Origin of the sequence: Pseudomonas sp. GW456-L13, from assembly GCF_017350115.1 — a bacterium.
In the GTDB taxonomy this organism is placed as follows: domain Bacteria; phylum Pseudomonadota; class Gammaproteobacteria; order Pseudomonadales; family Pseudomonadaceae; genus Aquipseudomonas; species Aquipseudomonas jessenii.
Genome location: NZ_JACNAS010000001.1, coordinates 2,026,330 through 2,042,891 on the forward strand (window position 1 = coordinate 2,026,330; position 16,562 = coordinate 2,042,891).

The following is a 16,562-nucleotide window of genomic DNA, read 5'->3' on the forward strand; positions in this document are numbered from 1 at the left end:
TCGCACGCCAGAACTACAACCCCCTGTAGGAGCGAGCTCGCTCGCGATGGTCGTTAACGATCACGCTGTATACCTGACACCCCGCGGCGTTCTCAGGTTCATCGCGAGCGAGCTCGCTCCTACAAAGGTTTTATGCCATGACTCAGAGACAAACCCGACCACAGCCGCCGCGAAACCGTCCGGCCATGGCATAATCCGTCACCTTTTATTTACGGCACCTGCAAAGGGGGCAATTCCTTGACCGTTTCAAGCAAAACGTTGCACCTTTTCGGCATCAAAGCCTGCGACACCATGAAAAAGGCGCGCACCTGGCTCGATGAACACGCTGTCAGTTATGACTTTCATGATTACAAGGCGGTCGGTATCGACCGTGAACACCTGACCCAATGGTGCAACGAGCACGGCTGGGAAGTGGTGTTGAACCGTGCAGGCACGACCTTTCGCAAGCTCGACGACGAACGCAAAGCCGATCTCGACCAGACGAAAGCCATCGAACTGATGCTCGCACAACCCTCGATGATCAAGCGCCCGGTGCTTGATCTCGGTGACCGAACCCTGATTGGCTTCAAGCCAGATATCTACGCGGCCGCGCTCACGTAAGCAGCCCGTTTCAATTTGCTAGAGGTATCAACATGTCTACTACCCTGTTCAGCCTGGCCTTTGGTGTCGGCACTCAAAACCGTCAAGGCGCATGGCTGGAAGTGTTCTACGCCCAGCCACTGCTCAACCCGTCCGCCGAACTGGTCGCCGCCATTGCGCCGATCCTCGGTTACAGCGAAGGCAACCAGGCCATCACCTTCACCACCGCGCAGGCCGCGCAACTGGCTGAAGCCGTGAAAGGCATCGACGCGGTACAAGGCAAACTGCTGACCCGCCTGGCCGAGAGCCACAAGCCGCTGGTTGCCACCTTGCTGGCCGAAGACGCCCAGTTGTCGTCCACCCCTGAGGCCTACCTCAAGCTGCACCTGCTGAGCCATCGCCTGGTCAAGCCACACGGCCTGAACCTGGCCGGGATCTTCCCGCTGCTGCCGAACGTGGCCTGGACCAGCCAGGGCGCTGTCGACCTGAGCGAACTGGCCGAACTGCAACTCGAAGCCCGCCTGCGCGGCGAGCTGCTGGAAGTGTTCTCGGTGGACAAGTTCCCGAAAATGACCGACTACGTGGTTCCGGCCGGCGTGCGTATCGCTGACGCTGCGCGCCTGCGTCTGGGTGCCTACGTGGGCGAAGGCACCACCGTGATGCACGAAGGTTTCATCAACTTCAACGCCGGCACCGAAGGCCCGGGCATGATCGAAGGCCGCGTATCCGCTGGCGTATTCGTCGGCAAGGGTTCGGACCTGGGCGGCGGCTGCTCGACCATGGGCACCCTGTCGGGCGGCGGCAACATCGTGATCAAGGTCGGCGAAGGCTGCCTGATCGGCGCCAACGCCGGTATCGGTATCCCGTTGGGCGACCGCAACACCGTCGAGTCGGGCCTGTACGTGACCGCTGGTACCAAAGTCGCGCTGCTGGACGAGAACAATCAACTGGTCAAAGTGGTCAAGGCCCGTGAACTGGCCGGCCAGCCGGACCTGCTGTTCCGTCGCAATTCGGAGACCGGTGCCGTGGAATGCAAAACCCACAAATCGGCCATCGAGCTGAACGAAGCGCTGCACGCTCACAACTAAGCCACACGACCACCCGCACCGCTGTAGGAGCGAGCTTGCTCGCGAAGGACGATTAGGCGACACGTGCTGTCTGGTGCACCGCGTTATCGTTGACGTCCATCGCGAGCAAGCTCGCTCCTACAGGGGGCAGGCGTACAGGCGAACAACATGATGATTCTCTCCCCCTGGCGTGCCGATTTTCCGGCCATCGCCGCCCTGCAACGGCAAGACCAGACCTATCTGGACAACGCCGCCACTACGCAAAAACCTCAAGCCCTGCTCGATGCCCTGGCGCACTACTACGCCAACGGCGCGGCCAACGTGCATCGGGCGCAGCATTTGCCCGGCGCCCACGCCACCCAGGCGTTCGAGGACAGCCGCCGCAAAGTCGCGCAATGGCTCAATACTGGCGATTGCGGGCAGATCATCTTTACCCACGGCGCGACGTCCGCGCTGAATCTCCTGGCCTATGGCCTGGAACATCTTTTCAATCCGGGCGACGAAATTGTCATCAGCGCCCTGGAGCATCACGCCAACCTGCTGCCCTGGCAGCAACTGGCGCACCGTCGCGACCTGAAACTGGTGATCCTGCCGCTGGATACCAACGGCGTGATCGACCTTGAAGCCGCCGCCGGTTTGATCGGTCCACGCACGCGTCTGTTGGCGGTCAGCCAGTTGTCCAACGTGATTGGCGCATGGCAGCCGCTGTCTGAATTGCTGGCACTGGCCAAGGCGCACAACGCCCTGACCGTGATCGACGGCGCCCAGGGCGTGGTCCATGGTCGCCACGACGTGCAGGCGCTGGGCTGTGATTTCTATGTGTTCTCCAGCCACAAGCTCTACGGCCCCGATGGCCTGGGTGTGCTGTTCGGGCGCAACACAGCACTGCAACAACTGCGTCCCTGGCAGTTCGGTGGTGAAATGGTGCTCGATGCCAATTATCACGACGCACGCTTTCGCCCGGCACCGCTGGGTTTCGAGGCCGGGACGCCGCCGATTGCCAGCGTGATCGGCCTGGGAGCGACCCTGGACTACCTCGCCGGGCTCGATCAGGACGCCGTGTCTGCCCATGAAGCCGCGTTGCATGCCTGTCTGCTCAAGGGCCTGGAGGCGCGCAACGGCATTCGCCTGCTGGGCAAGCCGCAAGTGGCGCTGGCCAGTTTCACCGTCGAGGGTGTGCATAACTCCGATCTCGCGCATTTGCTGACCGAACAAGGGATCGCGGTGCGTGCCGGCCACCACTGCGCGATGCCGCTGCTCAAACGCTTCGAACTGGCCGGAGCGATTCGGGTGTCGTTGGCGCTGTACAACGATTCCGAAGACCTGGAGCGGTTCTTTGAAGCCCTGGATCAGGCGCTGGAGCTATTGCGATGAACCTGCCTGCCGATGCCGTGACGGCACTCGATATCTTTCAGAAAGCGGCAGGCTGGGAACAACGCGCACGCCTGCTGATGCAATGGGGCGAGCGCCTGCCCGCGTTGAGCGACACGCAAATGTGCGACGCCAATCGGGTACACGGCTGTGAAAGCCAGGTGTGGCTGGTGGGCGAGTTGCGCGACGGTCATTGGCAGTTCAGCGCCAACAGTGATGCACGGTTGATTCGCGGGTTGGTGGCATTGCTGCTGGCGCGGGTCAACGGCTTGTCCGCGGCCGAGTTGCAGCAGGTGGATTTGCCGGACTGGTTCAATCAGCTGGGGTTGGGACGGCAGTTGTCTGAATCCCGCAGCAATGGCTTGAATGCGGTGCTTCAGCGGATGCGGGAGTTGGCTCAATAAGAGGGCTGCTTCGCAGCCCATCGCGGGCAAGCCCGCTCCCACAGGAGGAACGCATTCCAATGTGGGAGCGAGCTTGCTCGCGATGAGGCCTTCAGCCACACCGACTAAACCTGCGGTTTGACCCGCTCCGCCGGCCGCCGCACACCCGCGACAATCTTGTCCACAGCCTTGGTCGCCGCGACCATGCCAAACGTCGCCGTCACCATCATCACTGCGCCAAACCCGCCAGCACAGTCGAGCTTCACGCCATCACCGACAAAACTCTTCTGCAGGCAAATGCTGCCGTCCGGTTTCGGGTAGCGCAGTTGCTCGGTGGAAAACACGCACGGCACGCTGTAGTGACGGGTCACGGTGCGTGAGAAGCCGTAGTCGCGGCGCAGCGTGGAGCGCACCTTCGACGCCAATGGATCATTGAACGTGCGATTGAGGTCGCAGACCTGGATCAACGTCGGGTCAATCTGCCCGCCCGCGCCGCCGGTGGTGATGATCTGGATCTTGCGCCGCTTGCACCAGGCGATCAGCGCGGCCTTGGCATTGACGCTGTCGATGCAGTCGATCACGCAGTCGATGTTCGGCGTGATGTACTCGGCCATGGTGTCGCGGGTCACGAAGTCAGGCACCGCATGCACCGTGCAGTCCGGGTTGATCCCGCGCAGACGCTCGGCCATCACCTCAACCTTGGGCTTGCCCACCGTGCTGTCCAGCGCGTGCAACTGGCGGTTGGCGTTGCTAACGCAGACGTCATCGAGGTCGAACAGCGAAATTTCGCCAACACCACAACGGGCCATGGCTTCCGCCGCCCAGGAACCGACGCCACCGACGCCCACGATCGCCACATGGGCCGCTTTCAGGCGCTCAAGGCCTTCAATGCCATACAAGCGGGCGATGCCAGCAAACCGCGGATCTTCTGTACTCATGACCATTACCCCAAAAACCGGCGCGCATTATAGGGCCGTCGGCGCCCAAGAGCATCATTGCGCTATGAACGGGCAACATCCACGAAAAATACATCGAACAAAGATTCGTCCTACACGCTCTAAAGAAAGAACTTAAACCGACTTGGATTGCCCAATGTCCGGCAATTCCCTGTCCGCTGTACGACCAGAGAATGCCCGGTGTAGGATGCGCGCCCCTTGGCGACCGCCAACCGTTCCTTCGTTCCACAGTCTTTGGAACCCGAAATAACTATGTCATCGCGTAAATTTGGACTCAACCTGGTCGTGGTGCTCGCCATCGCAGCCTTGTTTACCGGCTTCTGGGCGCTGATCAACCGCCCGGTCACCGCCCCCAACTGGCCTGAACAGATCTCCGGCTTCTCGTACTCGCCATTCCAGCAGGGCCAGTTCCCGCAGAAAGACCAGTACCCGACCGACGATCAAATGCGTCGCGACCTGGAGATCATGAGCAAGCTGACGGACAACATCCGCATCTACTCGGTCGACGGCACGCTGCAGAACATCCCGAAACTGGCGGAAGAGTTCGGCCTGCGGGTGACCCTGGGGATCTGGATCAGCCCGGACCTGGAACGCAACGAACGGGAAATCACCCGTGCCATTGAAATCGCCAACTCCTCGCGCAGCGTGGTTCGTGTGGTGGTCGGCAACGAGGCCATTTACCGCAAGGAAATCACCGCCCAGGAACTCAGCGTCATGCTCGATCGCGTGCGTGCCGCCGTGAAAGTGCCGGTGACCACGTCCGAACAGTGGCACGTGTGGGAAGAACACCCGGAACTGGCCAAGCACGTCGACCTGATTGCCGCGCACGTCCTGCCTTACTGGGAATTCGTCCCGATGGACAAGGCCGGGCAGTTCGTCCTCGACCGCGCCCGCGACCTGAAAAAGATGTTCCCGAAAAAACCACTGCTGCTGTCCGAGGTGGGCTGGCCGAGCAACGGCCGCATGCGTGGTGGCGCCGACGCCTCTCCGGCGGACCAGGCGATTTATCTGCGAACCCTGGTCAACAAGCTCAATCGCCAGGGCTTCAACTACTTCGTGATCGAAGCGTTTGACCAGCCGTGGAAAGCCAGCGACGAAGGTTCCGTCGGCGCCTACTGGGGCGTGTTCAACGCCGCGCGCCAGCAGAAGTTCAACTTCGAAGGCCCGGTGGTGGCGATTCCGCAATGGCGCGTGTTGGCCATTGGTTCGGTGGTATTGGCGCTGTTGTCGCTGACCCTGCTGATGATCGACGGCTCGGCCCTGCGCCAGCGTGGCCGTACCTTCCTGACCTTCATTGCGTTCCTGTGTGGTTCGGTGCTGGTGTGGATCGGTTACGACTACAGCCAGCAATACAGCACCTGGTTCAGCCTGACGGTGGGCTTCTTGCTCGCCCTCGGTGCGCTCGGGGTGTTTATCGTGCTGCTGACCGAAGCCCATGAACTGGCCGAAGCGGTGTGGGTGCACAAGCGCCGGCGCGAGTTCCTGCCGGTGGAAGGCGACTCCAGCTACCGCCCGAAAGTGTCGATTCACGTGCCCTGCTACAACGAGCCGCCGGAGATGGTCAAACAGACCCTCAACGCCCTGGCCAACCTCGACTATCCGGACTTCGAAGTCCTGATCATCGACAACAACACCAAGGACCCGGCGGTCTGGGAACCGGTGCGCGATTATTGCGAAACCCTCGGCCCGCGCTTCAAGTTCTTCCACGTGGCACCACTGGCCGGCTTCAAGGGCGGCGCGCTGAACTACCTGATCCCGCACACCGCCAAGGACGCCGAAGTGATCGCGGTGATCGACTCCGATTACTGCGTGCACCCGAACTGGCTCAAGCACATGGTGCCGCACTTCGCCGACCCGAAAATCGCCGTGGTGCAGTCGCCGCAGGATTACCGCGACCAGAACGAAAGCACCTTCAAGAAGCTCTGCTACGCGGAATACAAAGGCTTCTTCCACATCGGCATGGTCACCCGCAACGACCGCGACGCGATCATCCAGCACGGCACCATGACCATGACCCGTCGCTCGGTGCTCGAAGAGCTGGGCTGGGCCGACTGGTGCATCTGTGAAGACGCCGAACTGGGCCTGCGTGTATTCGAAAAAGGCCTGTCGGCAGCGTATTACCACACCAGCTACGGCAAGGGCCTGATGCCCGATACCTTCATCGACTTCAAGAAACAGCGTTTCCGCTGGGCCTACGGAGCGATCCAGATCATCAAGCGCCACACCGCCAGCCTGCTGCGCGGCAAGGACACCGAGCTGACCCGTGGCCAGCGCTACCACTTCCTGGCGGGCTGGTTGCCGTGGGTGGCGGACGGCATGAACATCTTCTTCACCGTCGGCGCGCTGTTGTGGTCGGCGGCGATGATCATCGTGCCGCAACGGGTCGATCCGCCGCTGCTGATCTTCGCAATCCCGCCATTGGCGTTGTTCGTGTTCAAGGTCGCCAAGATCATCTTCCTCTACCGTCGTGCGGTCGGGGTGAATCTGAAGGACGCCTTCTGCGCGGCGCTGGCCGGTCTGGCGTTGTCCCACACCATCGCCAAAGCGGTGCTGTACGGCTTCTTCACCAGCAGCATTCCGTTCTTCCGTACGCCGAAGAATGCCGACAACCACGGCTTCTGGGTGGCGATTTCCGAAGCCCGGGAAGAGATGTTCATCATGCTGCTGTTGTGGAGCGCGGCCCTGGGGATCTACCTGGTGAACGGCATGCCGAGCAACGACATGCGCTTCTGGGTCACCATGCTGCTGGTGCAGTCGCTGCCGTACGTCGCGGCGCTGATCATGGCGTTCCTGTCGTCGCTGCCGAAACCGGCCGCCGAGCCTGAAACGGCACCTGTCGTCTAAATCTGCGCGGATGCACTAAACGGCGGCCAATGGTCGCCGTTTTGCTTTAAGATAAGCGCCATTTTGCGGGGCCTGGCGTGTCGGGGTTTACAGAACGAACCCGATACCTGTGGGAGCGAGCTTGCTCGCGATTGCGATGTAACAATCAAAGTTTATGTTGACTGACACAACGCCATCGCGAGCAAGCTCGCTCCCACATTTAGCCCGCGCCCACATTCATGATTTTCGGAGTTTTCCATGACGGCCCACGCCGACCTTTCGCCGACCCTCCAACTCGCCATCGACCTGATCCGCCGTCCGTCCGTGACGCCGATCGACGCCGATTGCCAGAAGCAGATGATGCAGCGCCTGGGCGATGCCGGTTTCACCCTGGAACCGATGCGCATCGAAGATGTGGATAACTTCTGGGCCACCCACGGCCAGGACGACGGTCCGGTGCTGTGCTTCGCCGGCCACACCGACGTGGTCCCGACCGGCCCGGTGGCGGCCTGGCAGATCGAACCGTTCAACGCGCTGATCGACGAACACGGCATGCTCTGCGGCCGTGGCGCCGCCGACATGAAAGGCAGCCTCGCCGCCATGACCGTCGCCTCCGAGCGTTTTGTCACCGACTACCCGAATCACAAAGGCAAAGTCGCGTTCCTGATCACCAGCGACGAAGAAGGCCCGGCGCACCACGGCACCAAGGCCGTGGTCGAACGCCTCGCCGCACGCAAGGAACGTCTGGACTGGTGCATCGTCGGCGAACCGTCGAGCACCACCCTGGTAGGTGACGTGGTCAAGAACGGTCGTCGCGGCTCCCTCGGCGCCAAGCTGACCGTGCGCGGTGTGCAAGGCCACGTGGCCTACCCGCACCTGGCCAAGAACCCGATCCACCTCGCTGCCCCGGCTCTGGCGGAACTTGCTGCCGAGCACTGGGACCACGGTAACGATTTCTTCCCGCCGACCAGTTTCCAGATCTCCAACGTCAACTCCGGCACCGGTGCGACCAACGTGATCCCGGGTGACCTGGTGGCGGTGTTCAACTTCCGTTTCTCCACCGAATCGACGGTCGAAGGCCTGCAAAAGCGTGTCGCCGACATCCTCGACAAGCATGGTCTGGACTGGCACATCGACTGGGCACTGTCCGGCCTGCCGTTCCTCACCGAACCTGGCGCGCTGCTCGACGCGGTATCGGCGAGCATCAAGGACATCACCGGTCGTGAAACCAAGGCGTCCACCAGCGGTGGTACCTCCGATGGCCGTTTCATCGCGACCATGGGTACCCAGGTGGTTGAGCTGGGCCCGGTCAACGCGACCATCCACCAGGTCAACGAACGCGTGCTGGCAGCCGATCTCGACGTGCTGACCGAAATCTACTACCAGACCCTGATCAAGTTGCTCGCCTGATGCTTGCGTGCCCGATCTGCAGTGAGCCGCTCAATGCGGTGGACAACGGCGTGGCCTGCCCCGCCGGGCATCGTTTCGACCGTGCGCGCCAGGGTTACCTGAACCTGTTGCCGGTGCAGCACAAGAACAGCCGTGACCCTGGGGATAACCAGGCGATGGTCGAAGCCCGTCGCGACTTCCTGAATGCCGGGCACTACGCCCCGGTGGCCAAGCGTCTGGCGGAGCTGGCTGCCAGTTATGCACCACAGCACTGGCTGGACATCGGTTGTGGCGAGGGTTACTACACCGCGCAAATCGCCGAGGCACTGCCAGATGCCGAAGGTTATGCCCTGGACATCTCCCGCGAAGCGGTCAAACGCGCCTGCAAACGCAACCCGCAGCTGACCTGGTTGATCGCCAGCATGGCGCGGGTGCCGTTGGCTTCCGGCAGTTGCCAGTTCCTGGCCAGCGTCTTCAGCCCGCTGGATTGGGAAGAAGCCAAGCGCCTGCTCAGTGTTGGCGGCGGCCTGATGAAAGTCGGGCCGACCAGCGGCCACCTGATGGAACTGCGTGAGCGGCTGTACGACGAAGTCCGTGAATACACTGACGACAAGCACCTGGCCCTGGTGCCGGAAGGCATGGCGCTGGCCCACAGCGAAACCCTGGAATTCAAACTGACGCTGGAAAGCGGTCAGGACCGGGCGAACCTGCTGGCCATGACGCCCCACGGCTGGCGCGCCAGTGCCGAGCGCCGTGCTGCCGTTATCGAGCAGGCCGAGCCGTTCGAGGTCACCGTGTCGATGCGCTACGATTATTTCGTACTTCAATAATCTTAATTTTTGGTCTCGGGCAAATGCTCAAGACCGGCTAAATCCGCGAATGGATTTTTCAGACCCGCAGTGAGGACATCCATGCGCCAACCCGATATCGAGATTTACCTGAAAGACGCCGACGTCGACCACAAAGCCATTGCCGCCTGGCTCGGTGCGGCATTGGGTCCGTGCACCGATTGGGTCCAGAAGGGCCAGACCTACAAGTGCAAGGCTGGCAACGTGCCAGTGACCTGGCTGCCAAAAGCCGTCGGCAAATGGAACAGCCTGTATCTGGAAAGCGACCAGACCCCATGGGACGACGACATCGCCTGCGCCCGCGCCGCGTTTGCCGCGCTCAACGTGGAAGTGCGTTGTGCACCGGGCACCTGGGTCGAGGAAGAAGGTGAAGAGACGGCGGACCGCTGGATTCGCATCAGCGCCGATGGTGAAGAAGAAATCACCTGGAAAACCGCGTAAAAACCTACACACCAAACCTGTGGGAGCGAGCTTGCTCGCGATGAGGCCCTTTCAGTCAACATCCATGTTGAATGTCAGACCGCTATCGCGAGCAAGCTCGCTCCCACAGTGTTTTTGGGCGTTCTGAAGATTCTGGTTACAGACCTACAACATCCTCAGCCTGCAACCCTTTCTGCCCTTCCACCACCGCATATTCAACCTGCTGGCCTTCGGTCAGCGAACGGTGGCCTTCACCGCGAATCGCGCGGTAATGCACGAACACGTCCACCCCGTCCTCGCGCTGAATGAAGCCGTAGCCCTTGGCGTCGTTGAACCACTTCACGTTGCCGGTTTCGCGTGTTGCCATTTGTTCATACTCCCTTTTTATTATTGGTCGGGCTTTTCGCAGGAAAGCCTCGGGAACGTCAGCCTGCGCATACCGGTCCCATGAGGGCAACGGCGACAGAGCGCCGAGTATATGACAGACGTTAAAACTCTCAACAGGAGTTTACTTCCACGCTTTTTTGCCGATTTTCGACGAATCCGGCACACTATCGACCGCCCGAGCAAACGCTTGGTTTTTTCCACTCACGCAGAAGCCGTATGACCCGCTCCCCGTTCCGCCGTCTTGTGTTTGGCACCCTGCGCCGACTGTTGTACCTCTGGGTTCGCTCCGAGACGATCAACCAGTCGTCGTTCACCCTTGACCTCGACCGTAGTCGTCCGGTGTTCTACGTCCTGCAAAACCCTTCGCTGACCGACCTTGCCGTGGTCGACACCGAATGCAGCAAGGCCGGTCTGCCGCGTCCGGTGCTGCCGGTATCGGTGGGCAACCTGCTGGAACCTGCCGCGTTCTTCTACCTGACGCCGGACCCGGACTGGCTCGGCCGCCAGGACAAGCGCGGAGCGCCGCCGACACTGACCCGCCTGGTCAGCGCCCTGAGCCAGAACGCCGCCGAAGATGCGCAGATCATCCCGGTCAGCGTGTTCTGGGGGCAGTCGCCGGACAGCGAAAACAGCCCATGGAAACTCCTGTTCGCCGACAGCTGGGCCGTTACCGGGCGTCTGCGTCGGTTACTGAGCGTCATCGTCCTGGGACGCAAGACCCGCGTGCAGTTCTCCGCGCCGATCCACCTGCGCGAACTGATCGAGCACGACAAGGGCCACGAACGCACCGTGCGCATGGCCCAGCGCATCCTGCGGGTTCACTTTCGCAACCTGAAGGCTGCGGTAATCGGCCCGGACATTTCCCACCGCCGCAACCTGGTCAAAGGCCTGCTGAACCAGCCACAGGTCAAACAAGCGATCCTCGACGAAGCCGAGCGCGAGAACATCTCACCGGAGAAAGCCAAAGCTCAAGCGCTACGCTACGGCAACGAAATCGCCTCGGACTACACCTACACTGCGATCCGTTTTATGGAAGTGGTGCTGAGCTGGTTCTGGAACAAGATCTACGACGGTATCAAGGTCAACCACATCGAAGGCGTGCAGAAGGTCGCCCAGGGTCACGAAGTGATCTACGTGCCGTGCCATCGCAGCCACATCGACTATCTTCTGCTGTCCTATCTATTGTTCCGCAACGGCCTGACCCCGCCGCACATTGCCGCGGGCATCAACCTGAACATGCCGGTGATCGGCGGCCTGCTGCGTCGCGGCGGTGCGTTCTTCATGCGCCGCACCTTCAAGGGCAACCCGCTGTACACCTCGGTGTTCAACGAATACCTGCATACCCTGTTCACCAAGGGTTTCCCGGTGGAGTATTTCGTCGAGGGTGGCCGTTCGCGCACCGGGCGCATGATGCAGCCGAAAACAGGGATGCTGGCGATCACCCTGCGCAGCTTCCTGCGCTCATCGCGCATGCCCATCGTCTTCGTGCCGGTGTACATCGGCTATGAGCGTGTGCTGGAAGGCCGGACCTACCTCGGCGAACTGCGCGGTGCGGCCAAGAAGAAAGAGTCGATCTTCGATATTTTCAAAGTGATTGGCGCACTCAAGCAGCGCTTCGGCCAGGTGGCGGTGAACTTCGGTGAGCCGATCAAACTGGCGGAATTCCTCGACAGCGAACAGCCGGACTGGCGCCAACAGGAACTCGGCCCGCAGTTCAGACCGGCCTGGCTCAACGAAACCACCAACCGCCTCGGCGAGAAAGTCGCACAACATCTCAACGAAGCGGCGGCGATCAACCCGGTCAACCTGGTGGCACTGGCGCTGCTGTCGACCACCCGACTGGCGCTGGATGACCGGGCCATGGCGCGTGTGCTGGATCTGTACCTGGCGCTGCTACGCAAGGTCCCCTATTCGCCACACACCACCTTGCCGGAAGGCGATGGCCGGGCGTTGATCGAGCATGTGAAGGACATGGACCTGCTGTCCGAGCAAAGCGATGCCCTGGGCAAGATTCTCTATCTGGACGAACAAAACGCCGTCCTGATGACCTACTACCGCAACAACGTACTGCACATCTTCGCACTGCCGGCGTTGCTGGCGAGCTTCTTCCAGAGCGCCTCGCGCATGAGTCGCGAACAGATCCTGCGCTACACCCGCGCGTTGTATCCCTACCTGCAAGCGGAGCTGTTCATTCGCTGGTCGCTGGACGAACTGGATGCGGTGATCGATCAATGGCTGGAGGCGTTCGTCGAGCAAGGCCTGCTGCGCTTCGAGAACGACGTGTACTTGCGCCCGGCGCCAAGCTCGCGGCATTTCGTGCTGCTGACCTTGCTGTCGAAAAGCATCGCCCAGACCTTGCAGCGCTTCTACATGACCGTGTCCTTGCTACTCAACAGTGGCCAGAACAGCATCAGCGCCGAAGAACTGGAAGACCTGTGCACGGTCATGGCCCAACGCCTGTCGATCCTGCATGGCCTGAACGCCCCGGAATTCTTCGACAAGAGCCTGTTCCGCCACTTCATCCAGACCATGCTCGACCTTGACGTGCTCAAGCGCGATGAAGCGGGCAAGCTGAGCTATCACGAACTGCTCGGTGAACTGGCCGAAGGCGCGGCCAAGCGCGTATTGCCGGCGGAGATCCGTTTGTCGATCCGTCAGGTGGCGTTGCATCGCAGTGAAGATGCCGCCGACGCCGCCACACCTTTGTAAACCGTCTAGATTGATCAGGGCGCCAGTCGGTTCTGGCGCCCTCGATACGGAGATTGACCGATGAAAAAACTCCCACTGATCGCAGCCGCCGTCCTGCTGACAGCCTGCCAGCACCCGACACCAGCGCCCAAGGCTTCCCTTGATGGAGAAGTCTTCTACCTGCAACGCATCGCCCTGCCACCGACGGCGGTCCTGAGCGTCAGCCTGCAGGACATTTCACTCGCCGATGCCCCGGCGAAGGTCATCGACGAACAGCGCGGCCAGATCAAAGGGCAGGTGCCGCTGGCCTTCCATCTCAGCTACGACCCGCTGAAGATAGAGCCCAACCACCGTTACTCGGTGAACGCGCGCATCGAAGTCGACGGCAAACTGATGTTCATCACCACCGAGAATCATGCCGTGCGCCTGGACGGCACCGATCCACAACCGCTGAAGGTCCGTGTCGACCCGGCCCGCTAAGTGTCTTTTTCGAAAAAGGAAGTTGCCATGTTCCGCCCTACCCTCCGCTTTGCCGGCCTGTGCGCAGGCTTGATGATCTGTGCCAACGCCCTGGCGCTATCCCTCACCGACCTGTCGCAGAAAGACGCCACCGGCGGCCTCAAGGACGCACTGACCCAAGGCGCGCAACTGGCCGTCAAACAACTCGGCACCCCGGGTGGTTTCAGCAACAATCCCGATGTGAAAATCGAACTGCCGGGCAAGCTGGGCAAAGTCGCGAGCAAGATGAAACAGTTCGGCATGGGTGACCAGGTCGATGAGCTGGAAGCCAGCATGAACAAAGCGGCAGAAACCGCCGTGACCCAGGCTCAGCCAATCCTCGTCGATGCCGTGAAGAAAATGACCGTGGAAGATGCCAAGGGCATCCTCAGCGGCGGCAACGACTCGGCCACCCAATACCTGAACAAGACCAGCCGCGAACAGATCCGCGCCAAATTCCTGCCCATCGTCAAGCAAGCCACCGACAAGGTTGGCCTGGCCCAGCAGTACAACTCGTTCGCCGGACAAGCGGCGACAATGGGCGTAGTGGATGCGAAAAACGCCAACGTCGAAAACTACGTCACCGAGCAGGCATTGAATGGCTTGTTCGAAATGATCGGCAAACAGGAAGAAACCATCCGCCAGAACCCGGCGGCGGCGGCGACCAGTTTGGCGAAGAAGGTGTTTGGTACGCTCTGAGCCGCGACACAAAACCTGTGGGAGCAGGCTTGCTCCCACAAAGGTTCAGGCCGCTGATACGGGTCTTAGAAAGAACACCCACTCGCGCCCCATCTTGCGTTTCTCGAACAACTTCAACGCGACCAGCCCATTTAACGTGGCTGATGCCGTGTTGTAAGAGCAACCCAGATTTTCCTTCACATTGACCGCCGTGAACTCCTTGGCCATTCCGCTCCTGGCTACCTGAAACAATGCCCGCTGTTTCTCGGTGAGCTGGTCGAGAAAACCACTTTCACGCAACCAGCAATCAAATTGCTCAGCATCGTCCAGACTTTTCCGATACGTCCCGGTAAAACTGCCCACAGCCCGCAACACCACCGAACACTGGAAATCGATGAAGTACGTCAGATCCAGCTCATCCGCTTCGGTATTCAAATACGACCGCCCGTACTTCAACGGCGCATTGCGCAACAAAACACTGATGGCGATGTAGCGAAACGTCGAGTAGTCATTTTTGAACATGAACCAGTAAAACAACGCACGCGCTACCCGGCCGTTGCCGTCGCGAAAAGGATGCTCGTAACCCAAGACAAAATGCAGCGCGATGGCTTTGATCAATGGATGAAGGTAGTTCGCTTGATGAGGGTTGTTGTGGGGTTGGTTGATCCAATTGGCCAGCAACTGCAAACGGGACACGAGCCCTGTTGCAGGCGGTGGCGAATGCACGGTGTTGCCCTCGCCATCCTGGACTACGACGTCATCGTTGATCCTGAAGACCCCAGGCGAATACTGCGAATCGTCGATACCCTCAACGCCAACTCGATGCATGGCTGCAATCAGCTCAACGCTCAGTGGCTCGTAACGCTGCTCCCAGGCGAAGTTCATCATCTTGAAGTTACCGATGACCATTCGCTCATCCGGCGTGCGCGGCGAGCGATGGCGCTTGAGCATGTCCTTGGCCACCCGCGTCGTGGTGGCCGCACCTTCAAGCTGGCTACTGCCGATGGCCTCGTCTTCGATCAGATCATTGAGCAAAAAGCTGAAATGAGCGCGCTCGCCAATCTGGCCGGTCATGTATTCCAGCACTGCGGTTGTCGTCTGACGATCCACTACGGAAATGGCTTTTTGCGCCTGCGGCGTCAGCATGAATTTCAGCCAGCACGCCGGCTCACCCAATGGTAAAAGGCTCGAATACTGTGCAGTCCGCGCTTTCTTGACCAAGGCCCAGCACAGGTTCGAATCCAGCCCGGGCGCCCAGCGGTAGCGCAATGAATCGAACGGCAGGTAACGCCCCTGATCGTCCAGGGGCTTGAGCAAGGCGAGGTACTCCGAAAGGCGTTCCTTGTGGGGCGATCGCAACAGCCGATCAAACACCGGATCGGACCGGCCTCTCAATGTGGGTGGATTTTTCATGGCGCTGTCTCAAACATGCGTGAAACGGGGTTCTGAGTACAACACCTGAGTTTTTCAGCCTCAATATCAGACGGGTCCGAGATAGATGTAGGAACAATGAGGGCCCGTTGGTTGGTACAGGTTCAGCGGGCTTCTTCCTTTGGCTATTGCTGCGGATCCAGCTGATCGAGGACCCGGTTCACTGATAGCTGCGCGAGGACGATCATCTGCTGAATGCCGAGCGCCAGATTGCAGGTTGGGCCGCTCAGGATGGACGACAGTTCGGTTGCCATTACATTCGCAGAGGCAAGAGTTTCGTAGGCATGGACTAGCAGAGTTTCGGAATCGACGCCTTGGCGGATGGTGAAAATTGGGCAAGGACGGTGTGACACTTGTTTTTCGGATTCAGAGGCAGAGGGATCTGGACTGTCTTTGATCATTGCGAAGCTCCCAAAGTAGGCGCCTAACATTTTGGCGGGCTTGCAGTCCCGATCACTGAATTGGCAGCGACAGGCAAAGGCTAGAGATCGTGCTTCCGACGGGCAAGCTGAAAGTCTTGTGGGAATGGTCTGAATGTTTGATTGGGCGATAAACACTTTTGACTGATAAGCCGTCATCGTGAGCAGGCTCGCTCCTACAATTGGATCGGGTACATCTGTGAGGGATTGGTTGGCTGGCAGGCCGTCTTCGCGGGCAAGCCCGCCCCCACAATTTGACCGAGTACATTCGGTAGAATCAGGTCGGCTGTCAGGCCGCTTTCGCGAGCAGGCTCGCTCCCACAATTGAGTCGGGTACATCTGTGAGGGATTGGTTGGCTGGCAGGCCGCCATCGCAGGCAAGCCAGCTCCCACAATTTGACCGAGTACATTCGGAAGAAACAGGTCGGCTGTCAGGCCGCCTTCGCGAGCAGGCTCGCTCCCACATTTTGAAATGAGCATGGCCGGGAAAATCAGGCCGGCCGGTAGGCCGTCTTCGCGGGCAAGCCCGCTCCCACAATTTGACCGAGTACATTCGGAAGAAACAGGTCGGCTGTCAGGCCGCCTTCGCGAGCAGGCAGCTCCCACAATGGGTCGGCGTACACCC

15 protein-coding genes are annotated in these 16,562 nt (G+C 60.4%); 11 read left to right on the forward strand and 4 right to left on the reverse strand.

All coding sequences use genetic code 11. From position 1 onward, the window contains the following. Positions 1-237 precede the first annotated feature (237 nt). From J4D25_RS09265 to J4D25_RS09280, 4 genes are all read left to right on the forward strand, one after another. Complete coding sequence (locus J4D25_RS09265; protein WP_057716177.1) at positions 238-600, forward strand: ArsC family reductase; 363 nt, start codon at positions 238-240, stop codon at positions 598-600. Positions 601-632: 32 nt separating this feature from the next. Then, positions 633-1,667 (forward strand): 2,3,4,5-tetrahydropyridine-2,6-dicarboxylate N-succinyltransferase, encoded by a 1,035-nt coding sequence (dapD, locus tag J4D25_RS09270; RefSeq protein ID WP_008019559.1) that lies wholly within the window; start codon positions 633-635, stop codon positions 1,665-1,667. 147 nt (positions 1,668-1,814) lie between these two features. After that, a complete protein-coding gene (locus J4D25_RS09275; RefSeq protein ID WP_057716178.1) occupies positions 1,815-3,020 on the forward strand; it encodes an aminotransferase class V-fold PLP-dependent enzyme in 1,206 nt (401 codons plus the stop codon). Continuing rightward, positions 3,017-3,421, forward strand: a complete 405-nt coding sequence (locus J4D25_RS09280; RefSeq protein WP_057716179.1) for a SufE family protein — start codon at positions 3,017-3,019, stop codon at positions 3,419-3,421. The genes J4D25_RS09275 and J4D25_RS09280 overlap by 4 nt, the downstream gene beginning before the upstream one ends. A 104-nt stretch (positions 3,422-3,525) precedes the next feature. Here J4D25_RS09280 and tcdA read toward each other — a convergent pair whose 3' ends face one another. Beyond that, entirely contained in the window at positions 3,526-4,344 is an 819-nt protein-coding gene (gene tcdA / locus J4D25_RS09285; RefSeq protein ID WP_046041104.1) for a tRNA cyclic N6-threonylcarbamoyladenosine(37) synthase TcdA, read from the reverse strand. A 264-nt stretch (positions 4,345-4,608) separates the two neighbouring features. On the opposite strand from tcdA, the gene J4D25_RS09290 reads away from it, so the two are divergent. From J4D25_RS09290 to J4D25_RS09305, 4 genes are all read left to right on the forward strand, one after another. After that, entirely contained in the window at positions 4,609-7,200 is a 2,592-nt protein-coding gene (locus tag J4D25_RS09290; protein ID WP_057716180.1) for a glycosyltransferase, read from the forward strand. A gap of 237 nt (positions 7,201-7,437) precedes the next feature. Then, entirely contained in the window at positions 7,438-8,589 is a 1,152-nt protein-coding gene (dapE, locus tag J4D25_RS09295) for a succinyl-diaminopimelate desuccinylase (protein ID WP_057716181.1), read from the forward strand. Continuing rightward, on the forward strand, positions 8,589-9,398 hold the full coding sequence (locus J4D25_RS09300) for a putative RNA methyltransferase (protein WP_057716182.1): 810 nt from the start codon (positions 8,589-8,591) through the stop codon (positions 9,396-9,398). The genes dapE and J4D25_RS09300 overlap by 1 nt, the downstream gene beginning before the upstream one ends. An 81-nt stretch (positions 9,399-9,479) precedes the next feature. Next, entirely contained in the window at positions 9,480-9,857 is a 378-nt protein-coding gene (locus tag J4D25_RS09305) for a hypothetical protein (RefSeq protein WP_057716183.1), read from the forward strand. Positions 9,858-9,993: 136 nt separating this feature from the next. Here the strand turns inward: J4D25_RS09305 and J4D25_RS09310 are convergent, their stop codons facing one another. Next, positions 9,994-10,203, reverse strand: coding sequence for a cold shock domain-containing protein (locus J4D25_RS09310; RefSeq protein WP_007954750.1), 210 nt, complete (start codon positions 10,201-10,203; stop codon positions 9,994-9,996). A gap of 236 nt (positions 10,204-10,439) precedes the next feature. Between J4D25_RS09310 and plsB the strand changes: the two genes are divergently transcribed. Genes plsB through J4D25_RS09325 form a run of 3 tightly spaced genes read left to right on the forward strand, consistent with a single transcriptional unit; the run spans position 10,440 to position 14,108 of the window. Further along, positions 10,440-12,932 carry a glycerol-3-phosphate 1-O-acyltransferase PlsB gene (plsB, locus tag J4D25_RS09315; protein ID WP_057716184.1) on the forward strand — a complete coding sequence of 831 codons (2,493 nt, stop codon included), beginning with the start codon at positions 10,440-10,442 and terminating at the stop codon, positions 12,930-12,932. A 60-nt stretch (positions 12,933-12,992) separates the two neighbouring features. Continuing rightward, entirely contained in the window at positions 12,993-13,391 is a 399-nt protein-coding gene (locus J4D25_RS09320; RefSeq protein WP_057716185.1) for a YbaY family lipoprotein, read from the forward strand. Between the two features lie 27 nt (positions 13,392-13,418). Next, on the forward strand, positions 13,419-14,108 hold the full coding sequence (locus J4D25_RS09325) for a DUF4197 domain-containing protein (protein WP_057716186.1): 690 nt from the start codon (positions 13,419-13,421) through the stop codon (positions 14,106-14,108). Positions 14,109-14,153: 45 nt separating this feature from the next. Here the strand turns inward: J4D25_RS09325 and J4D25_RS09330 are convergent, their stop codons facing one another. Both J4D25_RS09330 and J4D25_RS09335 read right to left on the reverse strand, forming a co-directional pair. Then, a complete protein-coding gene (locus tag J4D25_RS09330) occupies positions 14,154-15,500 on the reverse strand; it encodes a Fic family protein (RefSeq protein ID WP_057716187.1) in 1,347 nt (448 codons plus the stop codon). Positions 15,501-15,643: 143 nt separating this feature from the next. After that, positions 15,644-15,919, reverse strand: coding sequence for a DUF6124 family protein (locus J4D25_RS09335; protein ID WP_057716188.1), 276 nt, complete (start codon positions 15,917-15,919; stop codon positions 15,644-15,646). Positions 15,920-16,562 lie beyond the last annotated feature (643 nt).

Coding starts and splice junctions, on each gene's coding strand:
- J4D25_RS09325 (WP_057716186.1), top strand. CDS start 13,419: ATGTTCCGCCCTACCCTCCGCTTTGCCGGCCTGTGCGCAGGCTTGATG.
- dapE (WP_057716181.1), top strand. CDS start 7,438: ATGACGGCCCACGCCGACCTTTCGCCGACCCTCCAACTCGCCATCGAC.
- J4D25_RS09320 (WP_057716185.1), top strand. CDS start 12,993: ATGAAAAAACTCCCACTGATCGCAGCCGCCGTCCTGCTGACAGCCTGC.
- J4D25_RS09310 (WP_007954750.1), bottom strand. CDS start 10,203: ATGGCAACACGCGAAACCGGCAACGTGAAGTGGTTCAACGACGCCAAG.
- J4D25_RS09305 (WP_057716183.1), top strand. CDS start 9,480: ATGCGCCAACCCGATATCGAGATTTACCTGAAAGACGCCGACGTCGAC.
- J4D25_RS09300 (WP_057716182.1), top strand. CDS start 8,589: ATGCTTGCGTGCCCGATCTGCAGTGAGCCGCTCAATGCGGTGGACAAC.
- J4D25_RS09330 (WP_057716187.1), bottom strand. CDS start 15,500: ATGAAAAATCCACCCACATTGAGAGGCCGGTCCGATCCGGTGTTTGAT.
- J4D25_RS09335 (WP_057716188.1), bottom strand. CDS start 15,919: ATGATCAAAGACAGTCCAGATCCCTCTGCCTCTGAATCCGAAAAACAA.
- plsB (WP_057716184.1), top strand. CDS start 10,440: ATGACCCGCTCCCCGTTCCGCCGTCTTGTGTTTGGCACCCTGCGCCGA.
- tcdA (WP_046041104.1), bottom strand. CDS start 4,344: ATGGTCATGAGTACAGAAGATCCGCGGTTTGCTGGCATCGCCCGCTTG.
- J4D25_RS09280 (WP_057716179.1), top strand. CDS start 3,017: ATGAACCTGCCTGCCGATGCCGTGACGGCACTCGATATCTTTCAGAAA.
- J4D25_RS09290 (WP_057716180.1), top strand. CDS start 4,609: ATGTCATCGCGTAAATTTGGACTCAACCTGGTCGTGGTGCTCGCCATC.
- dapD (WP_008019559.1), top strand. CDS start 633: ATGTCTACTACCCTGTTCAGCCTGGCCTTTGGTGTCGGCACTCAAAAC.
- J4D25_RS09275 (WP_057716178.1), top strand. CDS start 1,815: ATGATGATTCTCTCCCCCTGGCGTGCCGATTTTCCGGCCATCGCCGCC.